The organism is Streptomyces sp. NBC_00094, assembly GCF_026343125.1.
In the GTDB taxonomy this organism is placed as follows: Bacteria; Actinomycetota; Actinomycetes; order Streptomycetales; family Streptomycetaceae; genus Streptomyces.
In genome coordinates, this window is record NZ_JAPEMB010000001.1 from 2329697 (window position 1) to 2355015 (window position 25319).

Here is a 25319-nt window from a genome sequence, read left to right on the forward strand (position 1 = left end):
TCGCAGAAGTCCTCTCAGGTGTCGGATCTCAGATCTCGATGCAGGTGCGGAGTGCAGCGCCCGTACGCATCTGCTCCAGTGCCTCGTTGATCCCGGCCAGCGGCACCCGGTGGGTGATGAGCGACTCCAGGTCGACGCGGCCGGCCCGCCAGAGCGCGATGGTCCGCTCGTACGACGTGAGCACGTCCCCGCCGCCGTACATGGAGGGCAGGATCCGCTTCTCGTCGAAGAACAGCTCGAACATGTTGAGCTGCAGGAAGTCGTCGAGGGCGCCCGCGCCGACGATGCAGAGGGTGCCGCCGCGCCGGGTCGTCTCGTAGGCGGTGCGGGCGGTGGCGGACTTGCCGACGACCTCGAAGACGTAGTCGAAGCCCTCGCCCGCGGTGATCCGCTGCTTGGCGTCGGCGAGCGCGTCCGGGGCGATCGCCTCCGTGGCGCCGAAGCGCAGCGCGGCCTCGCGCCGGGACGCGACCGGGTCGACGGCGATGATCTGGGCGGCGCCCTGGAGCTTGGCGCCCTGGATCGCGGAGATGCCGACGCCGCCGCAGCCGATGACGGCGACCGAGGAACCGGCCTCCACCTTCGCGGTGTTGATGGCCGCGCCGAGGCCGGTGGTGACGCCGCAGCCGATGAGGGCGGCGATGTCGTAGGGCACGTCGTCGGGGATCGGGACGGCGCAGCCCGCGTCGACGACGACCTCCTCGGTGAAGGTGCCGGTGCCGGCGAAGCCGAAGACATCCCCGCCGGGGCGCTTGAAGTTGGGCGTGCCGGCGTTCATGAAGCCGGCCAGGCAGAGCTGCGTCTGGCCGCGCTTGCAGGCGGGACAGCTGCCGCAGGCGGGCAGCCAGCAGAGCAGGACGCGCTGCCCCGGGGTCAGGTGGGTGACGCCGTCGCCGACGTCGAGGATCTCGCCCGCGCCCTCGTGCCCCGGGATGAAGGGGGCGGGCTGCGGGAGGACGCCGCTCATCGCGGAGACGTCGGAGTGGCAGAGGCCGGTGGCCCGGACGCGGATCCGTACCTTGCCGGGGCCGAAGCCCACCGCCTCGACGTCGTCGAGGACTTCGAGTTTGTCCTGGCCGATCTCGTGCAGTACGGCTGCGCGCATGGTGCGGCTCCCCTCAGGAGTACGGATCTGGGTCGGAGGTCTCAGGAGTGTTCGACGACGGTGTCGGCGAGTACGGGGGCGTCGTCGCGCTCCACGGCGGTGACCGTCGCCTGGACGCCGCCCTCGCCGGCCCACATCCGGATGCGCAGGGTCTCGCCGGGGAAGACGATCCCCGCGAAGCGCGTGCGGTACGAGCGGACCCGGGTGACGTCCCCGTCGAGCAGGGTGTCGACGACGGCCTTGAGGGTCATGCCGTACGAGCAGAGCCCGTGCAGGATCGGCCGGTCGAAGCCGGCGAGCTTGGCGAACTCGGGGTCGGCGTGCAGCGGGTTCCAGTCGCCGGAGAGCCGGTAGAGCAGGGCCTGCTCCTCGCGGATCGGGCGCTCGACGGTGGCGTCGGGCTGCCGGTCCGGAAGCGCGAGGCGCTCGGAGGGCCCGCGGTCGCCGCCCCAGCCGCCCTCACCGCGTACGAAGATCTGGGCGTCGTTGGTCCAGAGCGGGCCGTCGGCGTCGGAGGCCTCGGAGCGCAGGACGAGGACGGCGGCCTTGCCCTTGTCGTAGACGGCGGCGACGCGGGAGGTGGAGACGGCCCGGCCGCTGACGGGGACGGGGCGGTGGAGCGTGACCGACTGGCCGCCGTGCAGGACGGCGGCGAGGTCGATGTCGATGCCGGGGGCGGAGAGCCCGCCGACGACACCCATCCCGGCGCCCGCGACGGTGGCGAAGCTGGGGAGGACGTGGAGCCTGGACTCCAGCGTGTAGCGGAGCTCGTCGGGGTCGGTCGCGGGCACGCCCGCGCCCACGCCCAGGTGGTAGAGCTGGACGTCCTTGTGGTCCCAGGAGATCTCGGCGCTGCGGGGTTCGGCGGCGACGGCCTTGGCGGGGTCGATCGGCATCGGGCTGCTGCTCCTCGTGGGCGAGGTGGCGGGAAAGACCTCGGTGCGACCGTCCGCACCGTCGGTCGCACCGAGGCCGTGCGGGACCGTCCCGGAACGCGGCCGTTCTAGAACGCGTTCTAGGTCGGTGGACCCCATGTATAGCCGAGCCGCAGGGAGTTGGGAACCCTCCTCGCACCCACCATCTGACGAAGCGTCAGGAGGTGACGGATCGAGCCGAGGACCACACGCCGAACCACTGCTCGGCCCCGTACTCCTCGAACCGCTCCACCTCGATGAACCCCGGCTTCTCCGCGAGGCGCATCGCGCGGTGGTTGGTGGTCCGGGTGGAGAGCACCACCGGCTCGCCGGGAAGCGCGTCGGCGAGCCGGCCGAGTGCCGCCGCGCACGCCTCGGCGGCGTACCCGCTCCCCCATGCCTCCGGCAGGAACATGGAGCCGAGCCCGGTCTCTCCGGCCTCGGGACGGACGTGCCCCGGACGTTCCGCGTCGCGCCGGTCGAGCGTGACCATGCCGATCATCGCTCCGTCGAGATCGACCACGAAGAGTCCGGGGCGCCGCCCGGACACCTCGGGCATCGCGCGTTCGAGCTCGTCGCGCGGCCGGGAGCCACCGATATAGGCGCCCACCTCCGGCGACGCGAGACCGAAGGGACCTACCACCGTGGCAGTGATTCCTTGCCCACCCGCACACCGGCTGTCGGCGTACAAGGGAACGTACCCAGCCGCGTACGACTGAACGTGCTCAGGTGTGGCCGCTCCGGGTCAGCCCTTCCGGCGGTAGGTTCCGGGCGGAGTGCCGTGCGCGCGCTTGAACGTGTGGGCGAAGGCGAACTCGGACGTGTAGCCCACTTGGGCGGCGACCGATCTCAGCGGTGCGTCCGATGTCCGTAGCAGTCGTGCTGCCGTGGTCATCCGCCACCAGGTCAGGTAGGCCAGGGGTGGCTGGCCGACCAGCCGAGCGAAGCGCTTGGCGAAGGGTGCTCTGGAGAGCCCGGCTTCCGCGGCGAGCTTCGCCACTGTCCACGGGGCTGCCAGGTCGCGGTGGATGGCGTGGAGGGCGGCGGTGACCGGCGGGTCGTTCAGAGCGGCGGCCCATCCGGTGGTGTGGTCCCCTCGGAGTGACCGTTCGTCGAACCAGATGCGCAGGATGTAGAGCAACAGTGTGTCCAGGAGTGCGGGGACGGCCGCATCCGTGCCCAGGCGCGGGGTCTCCAGTTCGGCGGCAAGCAGCTTCACCGCTGAGCCCAACTCGGCACGACGGCCCGGGTGCGCAGGCAGGTGGATCAGATCGGGGAGGGACAGCAACAGCGGGTGAGCGCGGGACGGATCGAGCTGGTAGGCGCCGCACAGCAACACGGTGACCGGGCCGCCGTCTCCGCTCCTGTCGACGCTGTCCGATGCGTAGGCGTCGTACTGCTCCGCGTCACCGGGGCCGCAGGCAGGGGCCGCCACCGGGGTCTGGGGGCTGTCGGCCAGGGTGTGCCCTTTGCCGTGCGGCAGGAACACCACGTCCCCCGTGTCCAGCCGGACGGGTTCCGCATCTGTGGGCAGGAGCCAGCAGGAGCCCTGTAGGACCACCTGGAAGCCCGCCGACCCCGGTACGGAGGAGAACTCCTGTCCCCACGGGGCATGCCATCGCACATACGCCGACCGGGGTCGACCGGTCCGCATCACTGCGACCACATCGCTCAGTACGTCCATGTCCCGAGCGTAGAGTGCGAGACGATCGCGTATGAATGAGGGGACTCTGACGCATGGATCGTGCTCATCAGCGGTCTTAGATTCGCGGTATGACGATGATGAAGACCGCCCGCATCCACGAGTTCGGCGATGCCTCCGTGATCCGCTACGACGATGTTCCGCGCCCACGCCCCGACTTCGGTGAAGTGCTCATTCGCGTCGCCGCCAACTCGTTCAATCCCACCGAGACCGCGTTGCGTGCCGGGCTGCTGCAGGCGTTCCTCCCCGTGGACTTGCCCTACGCGCTCGGCTGGGACGTCGCCGGCACCGTAGCCGAGATCGGCGCGGGGGCGGAGGGGTTCGCCGTGGGCGACCGTGTCATCGGACGGCTCGACGGCGGCGGTGCGGCTGCCGAATACGTCCGGGCGCCCGCCGCCGTATTGACCGCCGCACCGGAGTCCATCCCGCTCGCTCACGCCGCAGCGCTTCCTGTCGCCGGCCTGACGGCGTGGCAGGCGGTTTTCGAGCACGGGAAGGTGGCCGCGGGCCGGCGGGTGCTGGTCAACGGTGCGGGTGGCGGCGTCGGAGGCTTCGTTACGCAGCTTGCCAAGTACGCGGGGGCCGAGGTGATCGCCACGGCCGGTCCCCGGAGTACCGAGGCGGTCCTGCGGCAGGGGGCGAACCTCGTCATCGACTACACCGCTCGACCGGTGAGCACCGCGCTCGACGGCCCGGTGGACATCCTGTTCAACTTGGTCCCGTTGAGCCCCCAGGACGCCGCGGCCCTGGTGCCCCTGGTGCGGCAGGGTGGGCGGATCGTGTCGATCGCGACCCCGATCGAGCCGCCTCTCGACGCCGGGGTGAGCGCGATGCACATGGTCGCCCGAAACGATGTCGCGGATCTGAGGGCGCTTGTGGACCTCGTCGACACGGGCACGGTCAGCGTCGACATCAGCTCATCGCGCCCCCTGGCCGACCTCGCCGACGTCCACCGTCTCAGCCAAGCCGACCGGACCCGGGGCAAGGTCCTCATCATCCCGTGAGCCCAGGTGGCCGGATCCGGAATCCGGCCTCCGCGTCTCGCGGCCGCTGGGCACGTTTCCCCGTACCCGGCTGAGCACGTTCGCGTGTACGCCGACACCGGCCTCCACGAGCCTGCACTCGGATGGCCCGACGAGACCTGTACCCCCACCACCACGGCGCCGGTTCACACGTCACTCGAAGGTGTCCAGATAAGGAGATCCTCGGCCGTGACCTGTTCAACATCGCCGCAAGCGGGCCCGCCCAGGGCCCGCGGCCCCTGCGAGACCCGGACGAGGCCGACCCCGCAGACGAGGACCAGGACAAGCCCCCGGGCCTGTCACAGGCGGCCAGTAGCCTCTCGCCATGCAGACAACGCTGATGATCTACGACGGCTCCGCACCGGCCGATTCCGACGTCCCACGTACCGGGGGCGTGCCGCTGGCTCCTGCCGGATTCGCCTGGCCTCTGTGCGGCTGCGGGGGACCGCTTCAGTTCTTCGCCCATCTCCCCGTCGAGGACGGTGTCCTGTCGGTGTTCCTGTGCCAGAACGACCCCGGGGCGTGTGAGTTCTGGGACGCGAGTTCCAGCGCGAACAGGGTCTATCTGTTTCCCCGGGAGGAACTGCGGCCGGTAGCCGTACCCGAGGCGGGACTGACGCTGCTGCCCGCCACCTCGGCCATCCGCACCCACGTCGTGACGATCGACCCCGAAGATGCCTGTGACGAGGAAGGGATCGAGCCTGACGCCTACGACCTTGCCCGCTCGGGATGGAAGTGGGAACCCGAAGAACGATTCGGGAAGCAGCGCGAAGTGCTTGGGTCACTCGGAGGCAGCCCCTCCTACCTTGAGGACGACCGCCTGCCCGTGTGTCCCTCCTGCACCGGCACCATGGAGTTCGTGGCACACCTGGAGGAGGGGATGACCTGGGAGACCGCGATGAACCTCGGCGGTCAGCTGGGCTACGTCTTCGTCTGCCGCCCTTGTCGCGAGGGAGCCTTCCTCACGGGCTGAGGGCCACCTGTGAGGGGTACTGAGCCTTTTCCAACCTGACGGTGCTGGCCGCGTGTTGGACGGATCTGCGGAATGATGAAGCTCCTGGTAGACGGGTTCTCGACCAAGATCGCCCGTAGCCACCAGGAGCTTCGTGTGCTTGTCGACCCGTCGGGCGTCGACGTGTCCAGTTCCGCCCTCCGCTTCCTCACACAGCAGCTGCGGCGTCACCGCCGCACGATCGGCTCCCGGTGGCGGCGTCTGACCGCCGGCCGCCAGGCTCTCCTCGCCCTGGCCCATCTGCGGATGGGACACACCTATGCCAAGCCCGCCGCCGGGTTCGGCGTCGGCACCACGACGGCCTACCGCTACGTCACCGAAGCGGTCGAGCTCCTGGCCGCTCTCGCCCCCGGCCCGACCGACGCGGTGCGGACCGCGTCGGCGAAGGCGTACCTGATCCTGGATGGCACCCTCCTGCCCATCGACCGCATCGCCGCGGACCGGCCGTTCTACTCCGGCAAGCACAAGAGGCACGGCATGAACGTGCAGGTCATCGCCGATCCCTTCGGCCGGCTGCTGTGGGATCACCGGCCCTGCCCGGCGCCGTCCACGACGTCCGCGCGGCCCGCGAACACGGCATCGTCGACGCCCTCACCGAGGCCGGTATCCCGTGCTGGGCCGACAAGGGATACCGAGGTGCCGGCGGCACGGTCCGCATCCCGTGCTGGGGACGGTGGGAGACCCTCTCCGCAGGCCAGAAGGCGGTGGACCGGTCCCACGCGAAGATCCGGGCCCTCGTCGAGAAGGCCGTCGCCACCCTCAAGTCCTGGCGGCTCCTCCGCAAACTACGGTGCTCGACCACCCGAATCACCAGCCTCGTCCAAGCCGTCCTCACCCTGCATCTGACCAGCTCAAAGTGAAGATGGAAAAGGCTCAGTCACGGGACGATTATCTCGCCCTCGTCTTCCGGACCACCGACCTGAACCTTGCATTCCTTCAGGTCCAGGACCTCTATCTGATGAGTGAGAGCGGTGAGTGCGGCCTGTTCCTGCTCTCCGTACACCTCGTCCATATATTCGTCGGAATAAATTGCCGACGAAAAGCTCGCGTACGCGTCACTGAAAGCGGCACCGGACGCGTGAAGTTCATCGATCTCGCTTCGCTGTTCGTCCGGCTGCTCCAGTGCGCGCCAGCTCCCCACCAAGTGCCGCATGGACACGGAGACTTCCTGCGATGCGTCCGACGCGGTGTTTCGATCAGCCTGCACGGGGTTCGTCTTCCGTATGAGCTCAAGGAAAGCTTCGTCCGAAGCGCGCATTTTCTGAAGAACGCCCGGAAACTCCTGCTCGCAGATCGCATCCGCCTTGGCTCGCCACTCGCCGAGACTCGGGGCCCCGCTCTCGCATCGCGTCAAGAAGAAGGCCAAGATGCCGATGGCTGCCGAGCAGATGCCTACCCACCAGCCGATGTGGGTCCGCAGCCTACTTCCTCGTGATTCTGCCGCAGGCTCACCACCCATGACTGCCTCCTAGAGGCGGAGCACGGTTTTAGTGTCCCCCTGCAGCGATGCATACGCACGCCGGCAGGCGGGTTCACGCCCCGGAGTGGTCCTGTACGGCTGCCCCGGGGGCGAGGACTTGGGGTCCTAGCGTTGTGCCCACCATGTCCCCGCTGCCCCGCCGGCTGTGGTGACCAGGGCGACGAGCCATCCGGGTATGCGCTGGATGATCAAGTGCAGCCCTCCGGCGCGGAGTTCGAACGCGGGGTGGCTCGTGGTCTTTGAGTCCATGTTGCGAGTCGTAGTCATCGTTCGCAGTCCTTTCGCTGGGCTTCAGCCATGCGGCTTGCATGTCCTCTGGCTCCTGTCGCGCGCCGTTGCGTGACCTGGAGGGAAGAAAGGACCCCACGCCACGACGTGACGTGGGGGTGTCCGGCTTGTTCGACGCTATGCCGGAATGAGAGATGTCCGGGCCGGTACCAGCCACAACGCATCGTGTGCGGCGAGTTCATGACACCGCGACCAGGAAGTACACGGCGGATGGCGACCTGGGGGTGGATGACGACGTGGATGCCGTGGCCCCCTTGTGTTCGGGGCCCGCTGGACAGGCCCCGACAGGCCGTCCGCCCTACGCTGTCCTTTGTGACCGAGATGCCGCAGGATCACCGCCCGGCGAAGGCCGTACGCGTTCTTCTCGCCGAGGACCAGGGCATGGCGCGCGGGGCGCTGGCCCTGTTGCTCGGGATGGAGGCGGACATCGAGGTCGTCGCCCAGGTCGGGCGGGGTGACGAGATCGTGGATGCCGCGCTGCTCTCCCGGCCCGACGTGGCCCTCCTCGACATCGAGCTGCCCGGGCGCAGCGGGATCGACGCCGCCGCCGACCTCCGGGACGAGGCGCCGGACTGCCGGGTCCTGATCCTCACGACCTTCGGCCGCCCGGGGTACCTCCGGCGGGCGATGGAGGCGGGGGCCGTGGGGTTCCTGGTGAAGGACGGGCCCGTGGAGGAGCTGGCCGAGGCGATCCGGCAGGCCCTGCGAGGGGAGACGGTCATCGACCCGGCCCTCGCCGCCGCGGCCCTCGGGGCCGAACCCACTGACGGCCCGTGAGCGGGAGGCGGCAAGACACCCCCTAGACCTTCGCGGAGCGCGTCGCGGTCTTCGGGAGCCAGAGGAGCATCAGGGCCGCCGCCGCCGTGAGGACTCCGGCCGCGACGCGGAAGGCCATCGCGTAGCCGGGGACGAGGTGGTACGGGTCCGGGGTGCCGGCCACGGAGATGTACGGGCCCGTGGGGGCGGCCGCCGCGGCGATCGTGGAGAGGACCGCGAGGCCCAGGGCGCCGCCCATCGTGCGGGAGGTGTTGACGAGGCCGGAGACGAGGCCCGCGTCGCCCGGTTCCGCGCTGGACGTCGCGAGGGTGGCCAGCGGCGTGGTGGCGAGGCCGAGGCCCGCCATCATGAGGATGCCCGGGCCCAGGATCGTCCCCAGGAAGGTGCCGTCGACGGTCAGTGTCGACTGCCAGGCGAAGCCCGCCGCCCCGATGAGCGCGCCGGTCACGGCGACGTTCCGGGCGCCGAGGACCGGCATGAGGCGCGGGGCCAGCTTGGAGCCGAGGATCACGCTGAGGGAGCTGGGCACGAGGGCGAGGCCGGCCTGGAGCGGGGTGTAGCCGAGGACGTTCTGCGCGTACGTCGTCATGAAGAACCACATGCCGAAGGAGGTCGAACCGCACAGCAGGATCGCCACGTTGGCCGCCGACACCGCCCGGTTGCGGAAGAGCTTGAGCGGCATCAGCGGGGCCGCCGTGCGGGCCTCCACCGCGACGAAGACGGCGAGGAGGGCGAGGCCGCCGAGGAGCGTGAGGAGGGTCGCCGGGTCGGTCCAGGCCGTCTCCTCGGTCCGGGCGATGCCGTACGCGAGGGTGGCGAGCCCGGCCGTGACGAGGACGGCGCCCGGCAGGTCGAGGCGGCGGCCGGTGCCGGTGGGGCCCTCGCGGAGCCAGAGCAGCGCGGCGGCGAGGACGAGGATGCCGACGGGGACGTTGATGAGCAGGACCCAGCGCCAGGAGAGCAGGTCGACGAGGAGACCGCCGACGAAGCCGCCCGCCGCGCCGCCGGCCGCGCCGACCGCCGTCCAGGTGCCGATGGCCCGGGTCCTGGCCGCTCCCGCCGGGACGGCGCCGGCGACCAGGGTGAGCGTGGCGGGCGAGAGGAAGGCGGCGCCGAGGCCCTGCACGGCCCGGGCGCCGATCAGGTACGGGCCCTCCGGCGCGATGCCGCCGACGACCGAGGCGGCGGTGAAGAGCCCGAGTCCGAGCAGGAACATCGCCTTGCGCCCGTAGAGGTCGGCGGCCCGTCCGCCGAGCAGCATGAAGCCGGCGAAGGCGACGGCGTAGGCGTTGAGCACCCACTGCAGGCCGATCGCCGAGAGCCCGAGGTCGGTGCGCATGGACGGCAGGGCGACGTTCACGACGGAGACGTCGAGGACGACGAGGAACTGGGCGGCGGAGGCGGTCAGGACGACCTGCCACGAGCGGGGCGTGCGGAGGGACGGGGTGCGTGAGGTGCCCGTGGCGGAGTCGGTCTGCGGCATGAGCGTCATGGTCGCAGACCGCCTCAGCCCCGTACATGGGCATTCCGTCCTACGACCTCCGCAGCAGCGTCACCACCGCCGCCCCGCCGAGCCCGATGTTGTGCGCGAGCCCGACCCGCGCCCCGTTGACCTGCCGCGCGCCCGCTTCGCCCCGCAGCTGCCACACCAGCTCCGCCGTCTGCGCGATGCCGGTCGCGCCCAGCGGGTGGCCCTTGGAGATGAGCCCGCCGGAGGGGTTCACGACCCAGCGCCCGCCGTACGTGGTGGCGCCGGACTCGACGAGCTTGCCGGAGGCGCCCTCCTCGCACATGCCGAGCGCCTCGTAGGTGAGCAGCTCGTTGATGGAGAAGCAGTCGTGGAGCTCGATGACGTCGACGTCCTCGATGCCGAGCCCGGAGCGCTCGTACACCTGGCGGGCCGCGGCCCGGGACATGGGGCGGCCGACGGCGTCGATGCAGGAGCCGGAGGCGAAGGACTCCTCGGTGTCGGTGGTCATCGCCTGGGCGGCGATCTCCACCGCCCGCCCCCGCAGCCCGTGTTCCTCGACGAACCGCTCGGAGACGACGAGGGCCGCCGCCGCGCCGTCGGAGGTGGGCGAGCACTGGAGCTTGGTGAGGGGCCGGTGGACGGTCTTGGCGGCGAGGATCTCGTCGACCGTGTAGACGTCCTGGAACTGGGCGTTCGGGTTGTTCGCCGAGTGCTGGTGGTTCTTGGCGCCGACGGCCGCGAGCTGGACCTCGGTCGTCCCGTACCGCTCCATGTGCTCCCGGGCCGCGTTGCCGAAGATCTGCGCGGTGGGCGGGGACATCTCGAAGCCGTGGGCGGCGGCCATGATCCCGTAGTGCCGGGCGACCGGGGAGGTCTTGAAGTCTCCCGCGCCGCCCGCACCGCCGCCGAGGGAGCCCCGCGCCATCTTCTCGAAGCCGAGGGCGAGGACGCAGTCGGCGATGCCGCCCTCGACGAACTGCCGGGCGGTCATGAGGGCGGTGGAGCCGGTCGCGCAGTTGTTGTTGAGGTTGTAGACGGGGATGCCGGTGAGCCCGAGCTCGTACACGGCCCGCTGTCCGGCGGTGGAGGCCTGGAAGCAGTAGCCGACGGCGGCCTGCTCCACGCTCCCGTACGGGATGCCCGCGTCGGCCAGCGCGGCCGTGCCGGCCTCCTTCGCCATGTCCCAGTACTGCCAGTCCCGGGTCTCCGGCTTCTCGAACTTCGTCATCCCGACGCCGACGACATACGCCTTGGTGCTCATCGCGGGTCCCTCCCCGTCTCTCGGTCAGTCTCTCGGCAGGCCGAGCAGGCGCTCGGCGACGACATTCAGCTGTACTTGGGTGGTGCCGCCCGCGATGGTGAGGCAGCGGGACATGAGCGTTCCGTGCACGGCCCGTTCGCCGGGGCCCTCGCGCACCGCGCCCTCGGGGCCGAGGAGTTCCAGGGTGAGCTCGGCGAGCTTCTGCTGGTGGAGGGTCTGGACGAGCTTGCGGACGCTGGCACCCGCGCCGGGTTCGAGGCCGGACACCTGGAGCAGGGTGGTGCGGAGTCCGATGCAGGCGAGCGCGTGCGCCTCGGCGAGCAGGTCCCCGATCCGTACGCGGACGGAGCTGTCGTGCCGGGCGGCCCGGTCGATGAGGGCTTCGAGGCCGCTGTCGAAGGCGACCTGGTCGGCCATGTGGACGCGTTCGTTGCCGAGGGTGTTGCGGGCGACCCGCCAGCCGTCGTTCACCTCGCCGACGACCGCGTCGGCGGGGAGGATCGCGTCGTCGAACCAGACCTCGTTGAAGAGGGAGTCCCCGGTGATCTCCTTGAGCGGCCGGATGTCGATGCCGGGGGTGTTCCGCATGTCGACGAGGAAGTAGGTCAGTCCCTTGTGCTTGGGGGCGTCCGGGTCGGTGCGGGCGAGCAGGATGCCGTGGTGGGCGGTCTGCGCGACGCTCGTCCACACCTTCTGCCCGTTGATCCGCCAGCGGCCGTCCTCCAGGCGCTCGGCGCGGGTACGGAGGGAGGCGAGGTCGGAGCCGGCGCCGGGTTCGGAGAAGAGCTGGCACCAGATCAGGTCGCCGCGCAGGGTCGGTCCGAGGTGGCGTTCCTGCTGCTCCGGGGTGCCGTGGGCGAGGAGGGAGGGCGCGACCCAGGCGCCGATCCCGAGCCCGGGGAGGGTGATCCCGGCCTCGTCCAGCTCGCGCTGGACGGCGAGCTGCTGGACGGGTCCGGCGCCCAGTCCGTACGGCTCCGGGAGGTACGGGGCCGCGTAGCCGGTGGGGGCGAGGGCGCGCCGGGCGGCGGCCGGGTCGAGCCCGGCGGCGGGGGCGACGGCCTCGCGGGCGGCGGTGCGGTACGGGGCGGCCTCGGGCGGCAGGTCGAGCCGGAGGCCCCGCCGGACGCCGTCGGCGGCGTGCCTCAGGGCGGCGAGGCGGTGCCGGTCGCCGGTGCCGAGGAGCTGGCGGGCGACGAGGGCGCGACGGAGCAGCAGGTGGGCGTCGTGCTCCCAGGTGAAGCCGATGCCACCGAGGATCTGGATGCAGTCCTTGGCGCAGGTCCAGGCGGCGTCGAGGGCGGTGGCGGCGGCGAGCGCGGCGGTGAGGGAGCGGGCGGTGTCGTGGCCGGCACGGGCGGCGTCCCAGGTGAGGGCGCGGGCCTGTTCGAGCCGGACGAGCATGTCGGCGCAGAGGTGCTTGACGCCCTGGAACTGGCCGATCGGCCGTCCGAACTGCTCGCGGGTGCGGGCGTGTTCGGCGGCGGTCTCGACGGCGCGGGCGGCGGTGCCGCAGGCGTCGGCGGCGAGGAGGACGGCGGCGATGTCCCGTACGAGTGCGGTGTCGAGGGCGAGTTCGCGGGCGCCCGGGACGTGGGCGGCACGGGCGGTGATCTCGCCGGTCGGCCGGGTCGGGTCGGCGCTCTCGTGGGTCCTGACGGCGAGCCCTTCGGTGTCCACGGCGAGCCAGACGGAGCCGTCGGCGGTGGTGGCCCGGAGGAGGACGAGGTCGGCCTGGCCACCGCCGAGGACGGGGGGCGCGGCTCCGTCGAGGAGCCAGCCGCTCGCGGTCCGGACGGCGGTGAGGCTCCCCGTACCGTCGAGGGCGACGGCGGCGAGGCACTCCCCGCGCGCGATCGCGGCGGCCAGTTCCCCCTGGTCGGCGCGGTGCAGGAGCTCGGCGGCGAGTACGGAGGACAGGTACGGCCCCGGGAGCAGTGCCCGCGCCGCCTCCTCGACGACGACGGCGAGGTCCCCGAGGTCGCCGCCCCCGCCGTCGTACTCCTCGGGGAGGTGGAGCCCGAGGAGCCCCTGCTCGACGGCGGCGTCCCAGTAGGCGGGCCGTCCGGCGGCGGCGCCCGGGACGTCCAGGTACTTACGGACCTCCTCGGGCGGTACGGCGCGGGTGAGCCAGCCCCGGACGGACCGGGCGAGTTCCCGCTGTTCGTGCGTGATGGCGATGCCCATGCGCCGCAGACTAGAACACGTTCCATTCTGACGGAAGGTCAGAAACCCTTTCGGGTAAGAGAATCGGGACCGAAGCGGCGGGGGCGCTCCCGCACCCGGGGGCGTTGTCAGTGGGGCCTGTCACGATGCCCACAGATCACGAACAGAGGGAGACGACACGCCATGGGTACCTGGGACATCGGCCCGTTCGACAGCGACACCGCCGCCGACTTCTCCTACCGGGTGGACGAGGCCCCGGCCGAGAAGCGGGCGGAGGTGCTGCGCGCGGCCTTCCGCGAGGTGACCACGGCCGGTGACGACTACCTGGACTTGGACCTTGCGGTGGAGGCGATCGCGTCGGCGGCGCTGGTCGCGGCGCAGTGCCCGGGCGGGGAGCCGGTCACGACCGCGTACGGCCCGAAGCAGCCCCTGCCCGAACTCCCGGCGGAGTTGCGCCCGATGGCCGTCGAGGCGCTCGACCGGGTGCTCGTCCCGGACTCGGAGCTCCTGGAGCTGTGGGAGGAGTCGGACGGCGAGGAGTGGAAGGCGGGGATACGGAAGCTCCGCGCGGTCCTGGCGGGGGCGTAGCGCCGAGGCGCCCCGGCGGCCGATGACGCTCGGTATTCAGTTTTGTTTCAACTACCCGTGAAAGCCTGGCGGTTAAGGCGCCACGAGTAGCGATGTCGGCGGCCCGTGTCCATACTGGAAAGAGGGGTTTGACCGCGCCGAGAGGCGCGCGCAGTCAGCTACAGGAGGCTGCATCATGTCAGACCGCATCTTGTACTACAGCGCCTCCGCCGGGCGCGGAGTCGTCGGTGCCATAGACGTCAACAACGTCACCAAGGACCTCACCGTGATCCCTTCGGGCTTCGCGACGGACTGGACACAGATCGTCGGCCTGAGTGGGGACCGCATTCTCTTCTACGGTCGCTCGGCCGGTCGCGGAGTCGTCTGCACCATCGATCAGAACAATGCCATCGGTGACGTCACCGTCATCCCTCCGGGAAGTTTCGCGACGGACTGGACGCAGATCACCACGCTCAGCGGTGACCGCATTCTCTTCTACAGCGCCTCGACCGGTCGCGGAGTCGTCTGCACCATCTCGGCATCCAATGTGATCAAAGACGTCACCGTGATGCCTGCGGGCAGGTTCGCGAAGGACTGGACGCAGATCGCCGCCCTGAGTGGCAGCCGCCTTCTCTTCTACAGCGCCTCGACCGGGCGGGGTTCCGTCTGTTCCATCACGGCCAACAACGTGATCACAGAGGTCACCCCCATCCCCGCGGGTGGTTTCGCGAAGGGCTGGTCCCAGATCGCCGCGCTGAGCGGCGACCGCCTCATGTACTACAACGCCGCCGCAGGGAGCGGACTCATCGGCGCCGTCACGCCCCAGAACACCTTCACCCCGCTCAAGACCATCCCCGCGGGCGGATTCGCCACGGACTGGACGGAGATCTCGTTCCTGCGTCCCCCGGTGAACCCCTCGTCGCCCTGGGCGATCCTGCTCTGCAAGTTCAAGGACGCCACCACGCCGCCTTCGCTGCCGCTGACACGCTTCCAGGAGATGTTCACCAGCACCGGCTCGAACAAGCACAACATGGTCGACTTCTTCCGGGACATGTCCCACGGAAACATCGACGTCAGCGCCTCCAAAGTCCTGGGCTGGTACACGCTCCCACAGAAGACATCGGACTACACCGGGTCCGGATCGAACCCCCAGGGTCGCCCCGCCCTCATCGCCTGGGGTCGTCAGGCCGCGGCCGCCGCGGGCGTGAACCTCGCGCCCTACGCGGATCGCATCGTGGTCGTCACCCATCCCCCCACGGACCTCTTCGGCGGCGTGGGCCTGGGTGCCGTCTCCGGTGACGGCAGGGACGACTGGGGAATGTCCTCACTGTCTCCCAGTCTCATGGGCCAGGAGATGGGTCACGTATACGCTCTCGACCACTCTTCGGGCGCCGGCTTCGACTACGGCGACCGGTGGGACATCATGAGCACCCGTGGGAGCGCCCACGGGCGGTGCTTCATGGCGCCCCACCCGGTCTTCACCGAGAAGAACAGCACCGGGCAGAGCATCTGGCGGATCGGCCCGGGGCTCAACGCCGCCAACATGTGGGGCAGGGGCTGGCTCGAACGCGTCTGGCAGTCGGCCGAGACGGAGCCCGACACGATCGTCGAACTGCGGCCGCTCCACCGACGGGACCTCCCCGGGCACCTCTGCGCCCGCGTCGGACGGTATTTCTTCGAGTTCCGGGCCCGCGAGCTCTGGGATGCCGATATTCCCGAGCCATGCGTGCTGGTGCACGAGTTCTCCAACAACAGGTCCTACCTCCTCACGGCGACCAACGGCAACGAGAGTCTGCGTAAGGGCGACGAATTCCTCCGCAAGGACCCGTTCGATCCGACCGGTTACCGGCTGAACGTGAAGGTTCTCGACATCGACCCCGTGGGGCGGAAGGCCAGGCTCAGTGTCTATCTGCGGAAGGCAGCCCCCTTCCCCTTCGATCTCGAGTCCTTCACGGATCACCCCCACCAGGGCGTGGACGACGACAGCGGACTGATCGTCATCGGCGGAAAGGTCGTGAACGTGCCGTCCGGCTCGCCCCTGTACGCGAAGGTCGAAGAGGTCGCGCAGCAGCTCCAGCAAGCCGCGATCACCTTCAACGGCCAGGACCACGAGCTCCTGCACCGGGGCAGCGTGCGCGCCATGTCGTCCCTGGCCGATCTCCTGTCCCGGACGGAGTCCCCGCAGGAGCCCCACGAGGTGGTCGAGGCCGCCCAGATCCCCGCGGCCCTGGCCCGGAGCGCGGCGCCCGGCCCGGCGCCGGACCAGGACTGATGCGAGGGCGCTGACCGCGTCGTTCCTCGGGTAGCCCGCACGCCCGGATCCGCCGCGCAGGCGTTAGGTTAGGGTGACCTTGCCTGGCGTGCGGACCCAGGCGTACGGGTTCGGGTTCCGGTGCCGCAGGTGGGAACCCGGAGGACGGAACGGGCAGAGGTGGGGTGCGGTGAGAAACGGTGACCGGGCTCGTGCGCGTCGTACGCGTCGTACGCCCAGTAAGACGGGACGCCCATGCCGGGTGACAGGCGACGCGGACCTGGACCCGACGCCCGGGACGAGGCGTCGTGGATAAGATCGCGCTCACGGCCGGAGCCCTGTACGTCATCGTCCTGCTCCGCGCCGGAGGGACGTTCGCCGTCGGGTGGCTCGCCGGCGCCGGTGCTCGGCGCAGCAGGTTCGCCGGGCGGATCTCCTCGGCGAAGTTCCAGCGCGCCGAGCGGGCGATCCAGCGATGGGGCGCGCCGGTGGTGGCCGTCTCCTTCCTGACCATCGGCTTCCAGACCGCCGCCAACTTCCTCGCGGGCAGCATGCGCATGCCGTTGCCGCGGTACCTCCCCGCCCTCTTCGTGGGCGGAGCGGCCTGGGCGCTGATCTACGCGACCGCGGGGCTGGGCGCGCTCGAAGTGCTGGGACGGCTCTTCGCCGAGCAGACGGCCCTCGGGGTGTCCGCCGTGGCCGTCCTTCTCCTCGCGGTGTGCGGGGTGGTGGTGTACCGCAGGAGAAGGGCGGTCCCGTCCTCCGGTGACACCGTGGCCGAGGAAGCGTGAGCCGCTCCCGCTAGGGGCCCCAGGCCCTCAGTCCCGGCCGAACACCCGCCGCAGCCCGCTCTTGGGCGGGGGCTCGGCGGCCGGGGTCTCGTGGGCGTACTCCGGCTCTGCGTCTCCACCAGGACCCACCATCCCCCCGCCGCCGCTCATGTCAGCGGAGCCGCCCCCCGGCGGCGGCGCTCACGAACGCCGCGAAGGCGGCGGGGGTGGCGCGGAAGGCGGGGCCTTCGGGGTTCTTGGAGTCGCGGACGGCGATGTGGGCGGTGAGGTCGGCGACCTCGATGCAGTCGCCGCCGTTGTCACCGCTGTACGAGGACTTACGCCAGCGCGCTCCCGCCAGGTTCTGGTTGGTCTCCATAGTGTCCCTCCATGACGCGGGTGATCAGCGCGGACGAGTCCTCCACCGAGAGAGCGGCCGCTCGCAGGTGATCGTAACGGAGCGACCCCTCCCTGAACGCGGCCGAATCCACGGTCATATGCCCCTGGACGAAGTCCTCGGTGTAGACGAGATCGGGGTCGCTTTCGAAGCGGAGAAGGTTGAAGGAACCGTGCGATCCCGCGTGCGCTCCCGCCTCGAACGGGAGGATCTGGATCTTCACCCACTCGCGCTCCTGCACCGCCAACAGGTGGGCCAGTTGCTCCCGCATCACCCTCCACCCGCCGACCTCCTGACGCAGTGCCGCCTCGCTCATGACGACCCAGAACAGCGGCGGATGCTCGCGGCCAAGGATCCGCTGGCGCTCGATGCGGGCGGCGACCAAGGCATCGAGGTCGCTCTCGAACCGGGCTCCCATGAGGGCACGGGCGTAGCCCTCCGTCTGGAGCAGTCCGTGCACCAGCTGCACCTGGAAGGAGCAGAGGTACGTCGCCTTCGCCTCCATGTCCGCGTACGGCCTGAACCACGACGGCAGTTGGCTCTTCAGTACGAGCCCCACCAGTCGCGTGAAGAACCCGCCCGTCATCAGCGCCGCGTCGAGCCGCTCCGAGAACTCCCTGGTCGGGACCTTTCTCGCTGTCTCGATCTGACCGACGAGCGAGCCGGTACAGAAGAGGATGTCGCCGAGCTGCGACTGGCTGAGCCCGGCGCCTTCTCTCAGGTGGCGGAGTTCGTATCCGTAGTAGTCCAGCGGCGAGGCGCTCGGATCCAGGCTGCGGATGTTGACCACGACGAGGTCACCCCCAAGCTCACGCGGTGAGGCGTTGCGTTCAGTCCGTAGCCGAGCGTAACGAAACGAGCCCACCCTGGTGGCATGAATCAGGCAACAGACCTCTATCCTGCGGCACTTGCGACGAGCTACCGGATGGGGTTCACCGTCGGTGAGCACTCGGCCGGTCACATGCGCCGCATCCTCCGCATCTTCCTCACCCGGTGGGAACTCGACCACCTCGCCGACTCCGGCACGCTCGCGCTCACCGAGCTCGTCGCCAACGTCGTCCGGCACGTGCCGGGCCGGCGGTGCTCCGTGCTGATGCTGCGGGAGCCGTACGGGCTGCGGGTCGAGGTCACGGACGCCGTGCCCGGGACGGTGATCGCGAAGCTCGCCGGTCCGCTGGAGCAGAGCGGGCGGGGGCTCGCGCTCGTGGAGGCGGTGACGGACCGGTGGGGGGTCGACGAGGCGGCCGACGGGAAGACGGTGTGGTTCGAGTGCGACGCGTAGGGCACGATGGGCGGCCGTAGCCGCGTACTCGCCAGTAGGAGACCACCATGTCCGTGCCCGCGCCCGAGATCCTTGCCGCCTTCGAGGCCGCGAAGGGCTTCATGCCCGTCGGGGAGGGCCTCGCGCTGTACGAGGTGGCCACGGAGGCCGCCAAGCTCGGGCTGCCGCTCCTGGAGGTCGGGACGTACTGCGGGCGGTCCACGATCCTGCTCGCCGACGTGGCCCGGCAGGCGGGGACGGTCGCGGTGACCGTGGACCACCACCGGGGCAGCGAGGAGCAGCAGCCGGGCTGGGAGTACCACGACCCGACCGTCGTCGACCCGGAGGTGGGGCTGATGGACACCCTCCCCACCTTCCGCAGGACGCTGCACAAGGCCGGCCTCGAGGAGCACGTCGTGGCGGTCGTCGGCCGTTCGCCGCTGGTCGCGAAGGCGTGGGGCGGGCAGCTCGGCCTCGTGTTCATCGACGGCGGACACACCGACGAGCACGCCACGAACGACTACGAAGGCTGGGCCCCCAAGGTCGCCCCCGGGGGCCTGCTCGTCATCCACGACGTCTTCCCGAACCCGGAGGACGGCGGCCAGGCGCCGTACCGGATCTACCTCCGCGCCCTGGAGTCGGGCGACTTCGAGGAGATCTCGGTCACCGACTCGCTGCGGGTCCTGCGCCGCCGGGGCTGACGGAGTCGCCCGGACACTCCGACGGCCGCCCCCTCGAAGGGGGACGACCGTCGGGATGGACTGCGTTCACCTCACCCGCATACCGGAGTGGGTCAGAACGCCGATGTCACGTAGAGGCAGTTGGTGTAGCTGTAGCCCGGTTCGATCTTCACCTTGCTCGTCTTGGTGTCGCTGATCGACGTCCCGCTCGCGCCCCGCTTCTGGAGGAAGTGGTAGTCGCCGGCGGGCAGCAGCAGCGTCGCCTTCGGGTACTTCGAGGCCGGCCCGGTGCAGGCCTTGATCTTCTTGCCGTTCGAGAGGACCGGGCCCGGGTACTTGGTGCAGGTCGTGCAGGTCTTGAGGGTGACCTTGCCGGTCGTCGGGCCGGTGTAGAGGACTTCGACCTCGCCCGGGCCGTCGTTGCTCACCACCAGGACCATCCGGGCGCCGCCGGGGTCCTTCGACGGCGGCAGGCTCTTGCCGGCCGCCGGCTCCTCCTCGGCGATCTCGGCGGCGATGGCGATGGAGCGGGCGTGCGCGGCCTGCGGGCTGTCCGGGTAGTCCTTGGCGTACGCGGTCATGGTCTTGATCGCGTTCTCGAAGTCCTTCTCCTTGAACTGGCCGGTCCCGCAGGCGAAGTCGCCGCGCTGGGCCGCCTTGACGGCCTCCCGCGTGGCACCTTCGAGGGACGAGTCCGTCATGTTCTTCAGGGAGGTGCGGAGCGTGCGCAGCTCGGTGGCGGTGTCGCAGGGCTCGGTGCCGCTGTCGAGCGCGGTCGTCCGGGTCTTGATCGCCGCCCGCACCGCCGGCTCGACGCGGGTCGCGTGGGACGACTTCGGGAACGTACCGAGGAGCTCGTTGAGGCTCTCCTCGGCGGACGGGGTGGCGGTGTCCACGCCGAGCGCCGACGTCCCGCACTCGTAGAGGGAGTGGGCCAGCGGCTCGTCGGCCTTGGCGGGCCGCGCGCCCAGGAGGTCCTTGTCGAAGGAGTCGGACAGCCCCCGCAGGTGCTTGAGCGGGGCGATCGCCTCGCAGTACGTCTCGTTCTCGTACGGGGCGGAGACCGTCTTGTAGTACGCGTCGAGCCGCTCGGGGACCAGCTTCCCGGCCCGCGACCCCGGGTGCTTCGTCCCGAGGTCCTGGTACTCGTCGAGCGCCTTGCGGTAGATCGGCTCGGCCTTGGCGAAGGCGAGGCCGTCGGCGGACTTCACCTGCGTGTCCGCCGCCGTGAGCCGGTCGAGCAGGGCCTGTTCCTTCGCCTCGTCGCGGGCCGCGCCGTACGCGAGCGAGCCGCCCGCCGGGACGGCGAGCAGGACGACGGCGAGCGGGAGCGCGAGGCGGCGGAAGGAGGCGCTGATGCCGAGGGTCGCGCGCAGTCCGCGCCGGGCGCCGTCGGCTGCGGCGAGGAGCAGGAAGGCGCCGTAGCCGATGAGGAGGCCGGCGGGCACGCCGTCGACGTCGGCGGGGAGCGCGAGCACCAGCAGGGCGACGGTGGCGACCCAGCAGATCGCGGCGCCTATCCAGTTGCGCAGGACGACGTAACCGAGGCCCAGGCAGGAGAGGTTGAGCAGGCCGACCAGGGCCGCCTGGGCCGGGTTCGCGTCGCCGCGCGGCGCGGAGCCGGGCGGCGGGCCGTACCCGGGCGGTGCGGCGGGCGGGGGCGGCAGCGTCCCTGCACCCGCCCAGCCGGGCGCGGTCGCGGGTCCGGTGCCGGGCGCGGGGGCGGGACCGTATCCGGCTCCGGCGCCTTGGCCGGGAGGTCCGTATCCGGGTGCGGCGCCCTGCTCGGCACCGTATCCGGGTCCCTGCCCGGGTCCCTGTCCGGCAGCCTGCCCGTATCCGGGCGCCTGTCCGGTGCCCTGCCCGGATCCGTAGCCGGGTCCCTGCCCGGATCCGTATCCGGATCCCTGTCCGGCGTCGGGCTGCGGGCCGTAGCCGGGAGCCGGGGCTCCGGGGGCTCCGGGGGCTCCGGGGGCTCCGGGGGCTCCTGCCGCCGGGCCGCTCGACGCGCCCGCGCCCGGGCCCTGAGCCGGGCCGCCGGGCGTCGGGGCCTCCCAGGGCGCCGGGGCGCCGAAGCCCCCGCTCGTACCCCCGCTTCCTCCCGTACCCCCGCTGTCTCCGCTTCCCCCGCTGCCTGCGTCCGAGCCGCTCCGGGCGCCGGGCGCGCCCTGCTGCGGCGGTCCGTTTAACGATCCGTCCCCCGGGATCCGGTCGGACGGCTCGGGACGTGCGTCGTTCGGTTCTTCCCCCACCACGGTTCCCCTCGTGGGTCCATGCGCGGTGACACCCCACCGTCGCCTCTTTGCACCTACCCTTCACCGTCCGCCCACACGCGTCCACGGTTCCGCGAAGCCGGTGACCAACCTGCGACCTACCCGCTACGGGATTTCGCCCCGTACAGGGCCTAAAGTCGCGGAGTGCCGTACGACCACCGGAAGACCGCCCCCCGCCCCCTCGCCCTCGCGCTGGCCCTCGCGGGCTGCTGCGCCGCACTCGCCGGCTGCGGAGCCTCCCAGGCCTCCGAGTCCTCCGAGGCGTCCGGAAAGAGCGGGACGCAGTCCCGGCCGCCCGCCGCCTCCGTCTCCTCCGCCACGGGGGACGCCGCCGCCACCGAGCAGCCGAGCCGCTCCCCCCTCCCGGACTCCTCGGCCTCCCCGGGCACCTCGGCCCCGTCGGGGGTCCGTTCGCTCGCCGGGCGGACCGTCGTCGTCGACCCCGGACACAACCCCGGGAACTTCCGGCACTCCCGGGAGATCAACGAGAAGGTGAACATCGGCACGGGCCGCAAGGAGTGCGACACCACCGGCACCTCCACGAACGGCACCTCCACGCAGGCCGCCTACACGGAGGCCGCGTTCACCCTCGACGTCTCCCACCGGCTGCGGGACCTCCTCACGGCGCGCGGCGCGAAGGTGGTCCTCACCCACGACGCCGACCGCCCCTGGGGCCCCTGCATCGACGAGCGGGCCCGGATCGGCAACGAGGCCCGCCCCGACGCCGTCGTCTCCGTCCACGCGGACGGTTCGGCCGTCGGCAACCGCGGCTTCCACGTGATCCTGCCCGCCCGGGTGAGCTCCGGCGCGGCCGACACGGCCCCGATCGTCGGGCCCTCCCGTGAACTCGGGGAGAGCATCGCCGACCGGTTCGCGCGCGCGACGGGCACGGCTCCCGCCAACTACCTTGGTTCCGGTACCGGGTTGGACGTCCGGGAGGATCTCGGCGGGCTCAATCTCTCGACCGTCCCCAAGGTCTTCGTCGAATGCGGCAATATGCGTGATCCGAAGGACGCCGCCCTGCTGACGTCCGCCGCCTGGCGACAGAAGGCCGCGCAGGGCATCGCGGACGGCATCGAGACCTACCTCCACGGGTAGAACCGGCGAGCGATAGATTCGCTCCGTAACATGGGGCCGCCCCCGTGCCACGACCTTGAGCGCCACCCCGACGCGACGACGACCCGACGAAGGACTCTTACGTGAATATCCGCTCCCTCACCCGAGGCGATGGCGTGCTGATCGGTGCAGCGGTGGTGCTGTTCATCGCCTCGTTCCTCGGCATCTCCAGCTGTGACGCCAGCGACGCGATCTGCGACCAGATCGACATCCCGAACTCGTGGGAGATGTCGCCGCTCGGCTGGGGCTCGTTCTTCCTCGGCATCGCCGGTGCGGCGCTGGTCGTCACCTCGCGCGCCCTTCCGCAGCAGCGCAAGGTGGCCGGCCTGGAGCTCGGCCAGATCGGTGCGGGCTTCGCCATCGCCTCCGCATGGACCCTGCTCATGTGGGTCTTCGAGTCGGAGAGCGCCGGCGCCGGCCTCATCCTCGGCCTGATCGCCTCGCTCGTGCTCGCCGGTGCGGCCGTCGCCGGTCCGCTGGTCCCGGCCCTCAAGGCCCCGCTCGTGGGCGCGCCGCGTCCGCAGACCCCGCAGCCGTACGGCATGCAGCCGGGTCAGCCCGGGCAGCAGGGCGTCCCCGGCGGCTACGGCTACCCGGGTGCGCAGCAGCAGCCGTACGGTGGTCCGCAGGACCCGTCGCAGGGTGCGGGCCAGCCGTTCGGCGCGCAGGGCGCCCCTCAGCAGCACGCCCCGCAGCAGCACGCTCCGCAGCCGCACGCCCCGCAGCAGCCGGAGCCGCAGGCCGCCCAGGCCCCGCAGCCCCAGGCGCAGGCGCAGCCGTCCGGGGACTTCGCGCCGTTCTGGTTCGCGGTCCCGGTCGCCCGTCAGCTGTACGCGGAGGACGGTTCGCAGGCGCCGATCGCCGAACTGGCCCCCGGTACCTGGTACCTGGCGGTCGAGCAGCGCGGTGCGGCCCTGGTCGCGCAGACCCAGGACGGCCGTCGTGGCGTCCTGCAGGACACGACGGGCATCCAGCGCGGCTGACCCGCCTCCCGCCTTCGACGGCCCCTCGTCCGGAATCACTTCCGGGCGGGGGGCCGTTGGCGTACAGTCCCCCGGGAAGCGAGCTGACGGACCGTCAGAAAGGTGTCGCGTCATGCGTCTCGGACTCGCCCTCGGCTACTGGGGCCGTGGCCCCTCCCCCGACCGCCTCGACCTCGCCCGCGAGGCCGAACGGCTCGGCTACGACTCCGTGTGGACCGCCGAGGCCTGGGGCTCCGACGCGTTCACCGCGCTGACCTGGATCGCCGCGCACACCTCGCGTATCAAGCTCGGGACGGCCGTCGCGCAGATGGCCGCCCGCACCCCGACGGCCACCGCCATGCACGCGCTCACGCTCGACCACCTCTCCGGCGGGCGCATGATGCTCGGGCTCGGCCTCTCCGGGCCGCAGGTCGTCGAGGGCTGGTACGGGCGCCCCTTCCCCCGCTCCCCCCTGACGGCGACCCGCGAGTACGTGGACGTGATCCGCCAGGCACTGCGCCGGGAGGGCCCCGTCACGCTCGACGGGCGCTACCACTCCCATCCGTACGCCGGCGAGGACGGCACCGGCCTCGGCAAGGCGCTCAAGCCGATCACCCACCCGCTCCGGGCCGACCTCCCGATCCTCCTGGGCGCCGAAGGCCCCAAGAACATCGCGCAGACCCTCACCATCGCCGACGGCTGGCTGCCCCTCTACTGGTCCCCCGAGCGCTGGGCCGACGTCTACGCCCTCCCGGACCGGCTGCCCGAGGGCTTCCTCGTCGCACCCATGGTCCGGGCGCAGGTCTGCGAGGACGTGCCGGCGGGGCTGCTGCCCGTCAAGGCGATGCTCGGCTTCTACATCGGCGGCATGGGGCACGCCGCCCGCAACTTCCACGCCGACCTGATGGGGCGCATGGGGTACGAGAAGGAGGCCCGCCGCATCCAGGAGCTGTTCGCGGCGGGACGGCGGGAGGAGGCCGTGCTCGCCGTGCCGGACGCCTTCGCGGACGAGATCTCCCTGGTCGGCCCCCGGGAGCGGATCGCCGAACGCCTGGAGGCATGGCGGCGGGGCCCGGTGACGGACCTGCTGGTCACCTCACCGGACCCCGCCACACTCCGCGTACTCGCGGAGCTCAACGCCTAGGGGTCGTCTTGTCGATCATGTGCCGCGCCGGACGAGGGTGCCGACGATGGTGACGGCGGCGAGGTAGACGACACGTCTGGTGCTGTCCATGCCATGGGAACGATCAAGGCCGAGCCCGGTAGCGGCGGGGGATTCCCAGGGGCCCCTACTTCTCGCCGTCCGCGTCCTCCCACCCTCTCCGGTGGACCATGCTCGTCGGCATGGACGGAGACGACGAGGTGAACCAGATGTTCGGGACGACCAGGACGACCGGGACGACCGGGAACGGGAACGGGAACCGTGGCCGGGTCAGGCTCGGGCTCGCGGCTGCGTTCAGCGCGCTCGCCATGACGGTGAGCCTCGGGGCGGGGACGGCCCGCGCGGCCGATCCCTGGGCCGGGTGCTACTCGGGCGATGTCTGCGTCTACACCGGTCTGAACGGCACCGGCTCCGTCTGCGCGTGGTCGGGTGGCGACAACAACTGGAGCGCCGGGCCCATCACATGCAGCTGGACCCTGACGAAGAACGTGAAGTCGATCTGGAACCGAGGCACCGGCGGTGTGGGCACCTACCGGCACGTCGACTTCTTCCTCGCCGCCGACTACACGTCCTTCTACGCGTGCGCGGCACAGGGCTTCAAGGGCAACACCGGCCCCGACGCCGGAGCCCCGATCCGCTCCCACTACTGGACGGACCGCTGCGACGCCTAGGTCGTGTCCGA

General features: G+C 71.2%; 23 protein-coding genes and 2 pseudogenes. 13 read left to right on the forward strand and 12 right to left on the reverse strand.

The genetic code is table 11. The features are described 5' to 3' along the window. Positions 1 to 28: 28 nt before the first annotated feature. The 4 genes from OG580_RS10110 to OG580_RS10125 form a co-directional block, all read right to left on the reverse strand. Positions 29 to 1105: a Zn-dependent alcohol dehydrogenase gene (locus OG580_RS10110; RefSeq protein WP_267043314.1), complete on the reverse strand. Its 1077-nt coding sequence runs from the start codon at positions 1103 to 1105 to the stop codon at positions 29 to 31. 41 nt (positions 1106 to 1146) lie between these two features. Then, positions 1147 to 2001, reverse strand: coding sequence for a MaoC/PaaZ C-terminal domain-containing protein (locus tag OG580_RS10115; RefSeq protein ID WP_267043315.1), 855 nt, complete (start codon positions 1999 to 2001; stop codon positions 1147 to 1149). 196 nt (positions 2002 to 2197) lie between these two features. Beyond that, positions 2198 to 2662 carry a GNAT family N-acetyltransferase gene (locus OG580_RS10120; protein ID WP_267043316.1) on the reverse strand — a complete coding sequence of 155 codons (465 nt, stop codon included), beginning with the start codon at positions 2660 to 2662 and terminating at the stop codon, positions 2198 to 2200. 102 nt (positions 2663 to 2764) lie between these two features. Further along, the gene (locus tag OG580_RS10125) at positions 2765 to 3703 is read right to left on the reverse strand and encodes an AraC family transcriptional regulator (RefSeq protein ID WP_267043317.1); all 939 of its coding nucleotides are present in this window, start codon (positions 3701 to 3703) and stop codon (positions 2765 to 2767) included. An 89-nt stretch (positions 3704 to 3792) separates the two neighbouring features. On the opposite strand from OG580_RS10125, the gene OG580_RS10130 reads away from it, so the two are divergent. From OG580_RS10130 to OG580_RS10140, 3 genes and pseudogenes are all read left to right on the forward strand, one after another. Next, positions 3793 to 4725, forward strand: coding sequence for an NADP-dependent oxidoreductase (locus OG580_RS10130; RefSeq protein WP_267043318.1), 933 nt, complete (start codon positions 3793 to 3795; stop codon positions 4723 to 4725). 358 nt (positions 4726 to 5083) lie between these two features. Beyond that, positions 5084 to 5716, forward strand: a complete 633-nt coding sequence (locus OG580_RS10135; RefSeq protein ID WP_267043319.1) for a hypothetical protein — start codon at positions 5084 to 5086, stop codon at positions 5714 to 5716. Positions 5717 to 5851: 135 nt separating this feature from the next. Further along, positions 5852 to 6615, forward strand: a pseudogene (locus OG580_RS10140) (transposase family protein). Positions 6616 to 6632: 17 nt separating this feature from the next. Here the strand turns inward: OG580_RS10140 and OG580_RS10145 are convergent. Continuing rightward, positions 6633 to 7214 (reverse strand): hypothetical protein, encoded by a 582-nt coding sequence (locus tag OG580_RS10145; RefSeq protein ID WP_267043320.1) that lies wholly within the window; start codon positions 7212 to 7214, stop codon positions 6633 to 6635. Positions 7215 to 7340: 126 nt separating this feature from the next. Beyond that, complete coding sequence (locus OG580_RS10150) at positions 7341 to 7484, reverse strand: hypothetical protein (RefSeq protein ID WP_267043321.1); 144 nt, start codon at positions 7482 to 7484, stop codon at positions 7341 to 7343. Between the two features lie 360 nt (positions 7485 to 7844). Here OG580_RS10150 and OG580_RS10155 point away from each other — a divergent pair. Further along, positions 7845 to 8307 (forward strand): annotated as a pseudogene (locus OG580_RS10155) (response regulator transcription factor); the annotation flags it as partial. A 15-nt stretch (positions 8308 to 8322) separates the two neighbouring features. Here the strand turns inward: OG580_RS10155 and OG580_RS10160 are convergent. Genes OG580_RS10160 through OG580_RS10170 form a run of 3 tightly spaced genes read right to left on the reverse strand, consistent with a single transcriptional unit; the run spans position 8323 to position 13219 of the window. After that, positions 8323 to 9792, reverse strand: a complete 1470-nt coding sequence (locus OG580_RS10160) for an MFS transporter (RefSeq protein WP_267043322.1) — start codon at positions 9790 to 9792, stop codon at positions 8323 to 8325. A gap of 40 nt (positions 9793 to 9832) precedes the next feature. Beyond that, positions 9833 to 11032: a lipid-transfer protein gene (locus OG580_RS10165; RefSeq protein ID WP_267043323.1), complete on the reverse strand. Its 1200-nt coding sequence runs from the start codon at positions 11030 to 11032 to the stop codon at positions 9833 to 9835. A gap of 24 nt (positions 11033 to 11056) precedes the next feature. Next, entirely contained in the window at positions 11057 to 13219 is a 2163-nt protein-coding gene (locus OG580_RS10170; RefSeq protein WP_267043324.1) for an acyl-CoA dehydrogenase, read from the reverse strand. Between the two features lie 162 nt (positions 13220 to 13381). On the opposite strand from OG580_RS10170, the gene OG580_RS10175 reads away from it, so the two are divergent. From OG580_RS10175 to OG580_RS10185, 3 genes are all read left to right on the forward strand, one after another. Further along, positions 13382 to 13786, forward strand: a complete 405-nt coding sequence (locus tag OG580_RS10175) for a DUF4259 domain-containing protein (RefSeq protein ID WP_267043325.1) — start codon at positions 13382 to 13384, stop codon at positions 13784 to 13786. A gap of 175 nt (positions 13787 to 13961) precedes the next feature. Next, complete coding sequence (locus tag OG580_RS10180) at positions 13962 to 16037, forward strand: hypothetical protein (RefSeq protein ID WP_267043326.1); 2076 nt, start codon at positions 13962 to 13964, stop codon at positions 16035 to 16037. Between the two features lie 287 nt (positions 16038 to 16324). Then, the gene (locus tag OG580_RS10185) at positions 16325 to 16807 is read left to right on the forward strand and encodes a DedA family protein (RefSeq protein WP_267043327.1); all 483 of its coding nucleotides are present in this window, start codon (positions 16325 to 16327) and stop codon (positions 16805 to 16807) included. 151 nt (positions 16808 to 16958) lie between these two features. Here the strand turns inward: OG580_RS10185 and OG580_RS10190 are convergent, their stop codons facing one another. Together OG580_RS10190 and OG580_RS10195 are read right to left on the reverse strand one after the other, a co-directional pair. Continuing rightward, the gene (locus tag OG580_RS10190) at positions 16959 to 17165 is read right to left on the reverse strand and encodes a DUF397 domain-containing protein (protein WP_267043328.1); all 207 of its coding nucleotides are present in this window, start codon (positions 17163 to 17165) and stop codon (positions 16959 to 16961) included. Beyond that, positions 17125 to 17973 carry a helix-turn-helix transcriptional regulator gene (locus OG580_RS10195; RefSeq protein WP_267043329.1) on the reverse strand — a complete coding sequence of 283 codons (849 nt, stop codon included), beginning with the start codon at positions 17971 to 17973 and terminating at the stop codon, positions 17125 to 17127. The genes OG580_RS10190 and OG580_RS10195 overlap by 41 nt, the downstream gene beginning before the upstream one ends. Before the next feature lie 84 nt (positions 17974 to 18057). On the opposite strand from OG580_RS10195, the gene OG580_RS10200 reads away from it, so the two are divergent. After that, on the forward strand, positions 18058 to 18465 hold the full coding sequence (locus tag OG580_RS10200) for an ATP-binding protein (protein WP_267043330.1): 408 nt from the start codon (positions 18058 to 18060) through the stop codon (positions 18463 to 18465). Positions 18466 to 18512: 47 nt separating this feature from the next. Beyond that, complete coding sequence (locus tag OG580_RS10205) at positions 18513 to 19145, forward strand: class I SAM-dependent methyltransferase (RefSeq protein WP_267043331.1); 633 nt, start codon at positions 18513 to 18515, stop codon at positions 19143 to 19145. 92 nt (positions 19146 to 19237) lie between these two features. Here OG580_RS10205 and OG580_RS10210 read toward each other — a convergent pair whose 3' ends face one another. Further along, positions 19238 to 20602 carry a hypothetical protein gene (locus tag OG580_RS10210; RefSeq protein WP_267043332.1) on the reverse strand — a complete coding sequence of 455 codons (1365 nt, stop codon included), beginning with the start codon at positions 20600 to 20602 and terminating at the stop codon, positions 19238 to 19240. A gap of 939 nt (positions 20603 to 21541) precedes the next feature. Here OG580_RS10210 and OG580_RS10215 point away from each other — a divergent pair. The 4 genes from OG580_RS10215 (at position 21542) to OG580_RS10230 (ending at position 25308) form a co-directional block, all read left to right on the forward strand. Then, positions 21542 to 22495, forward strand: coding sequence for an N-acetylmuramoyl-L-alanine amidase (locus tag OG580_RS10215; RefSeq protein ID WP_267043333.1), 954 nt, complete (start codon positions 21542 to 21544; stop codon positions 22493 to 22495). Positions 22496 to 22596: 101 nt separating this feature from the next. Beyond that, positions 22597 to 23496, forward strand: coding sequence for a DUF5336 domain-containing protein (locus tag OG580_RS10220; protein ID WP_267043334.1), 900 nt, complete (start codon positions 22597 to 22599; stop codon positions 23494 to 23496). A gap of 112 nt (positions 23497 to 23608) precedes the next feature. Then, positions 23609 to 24619, forward strand: coding sequence for an LLM class F420-dependent oxidoreductase (locus OG580_RS10225; RefSeq protein WP_267043335.1), 1011 nt, complete (start codon positions 23609 to 23611; stop codon positions 24617 to 24619). A gap of 200 nt (positions 24620 to 24819) precedes the next feature. Further along, complete coding sequence (locus OG580_RS10230) at positions 24820 to 25308, forward strand: peptidase inhibitor family I36 protein (protein ID WP_267043336.1); 489 nt, start codon at positions 24820 to 24822, stop codon at positions 25306 to 25308. The last annotated feature ends 11 nt before the right edge of the window (positions 25309 to 25319 follow it).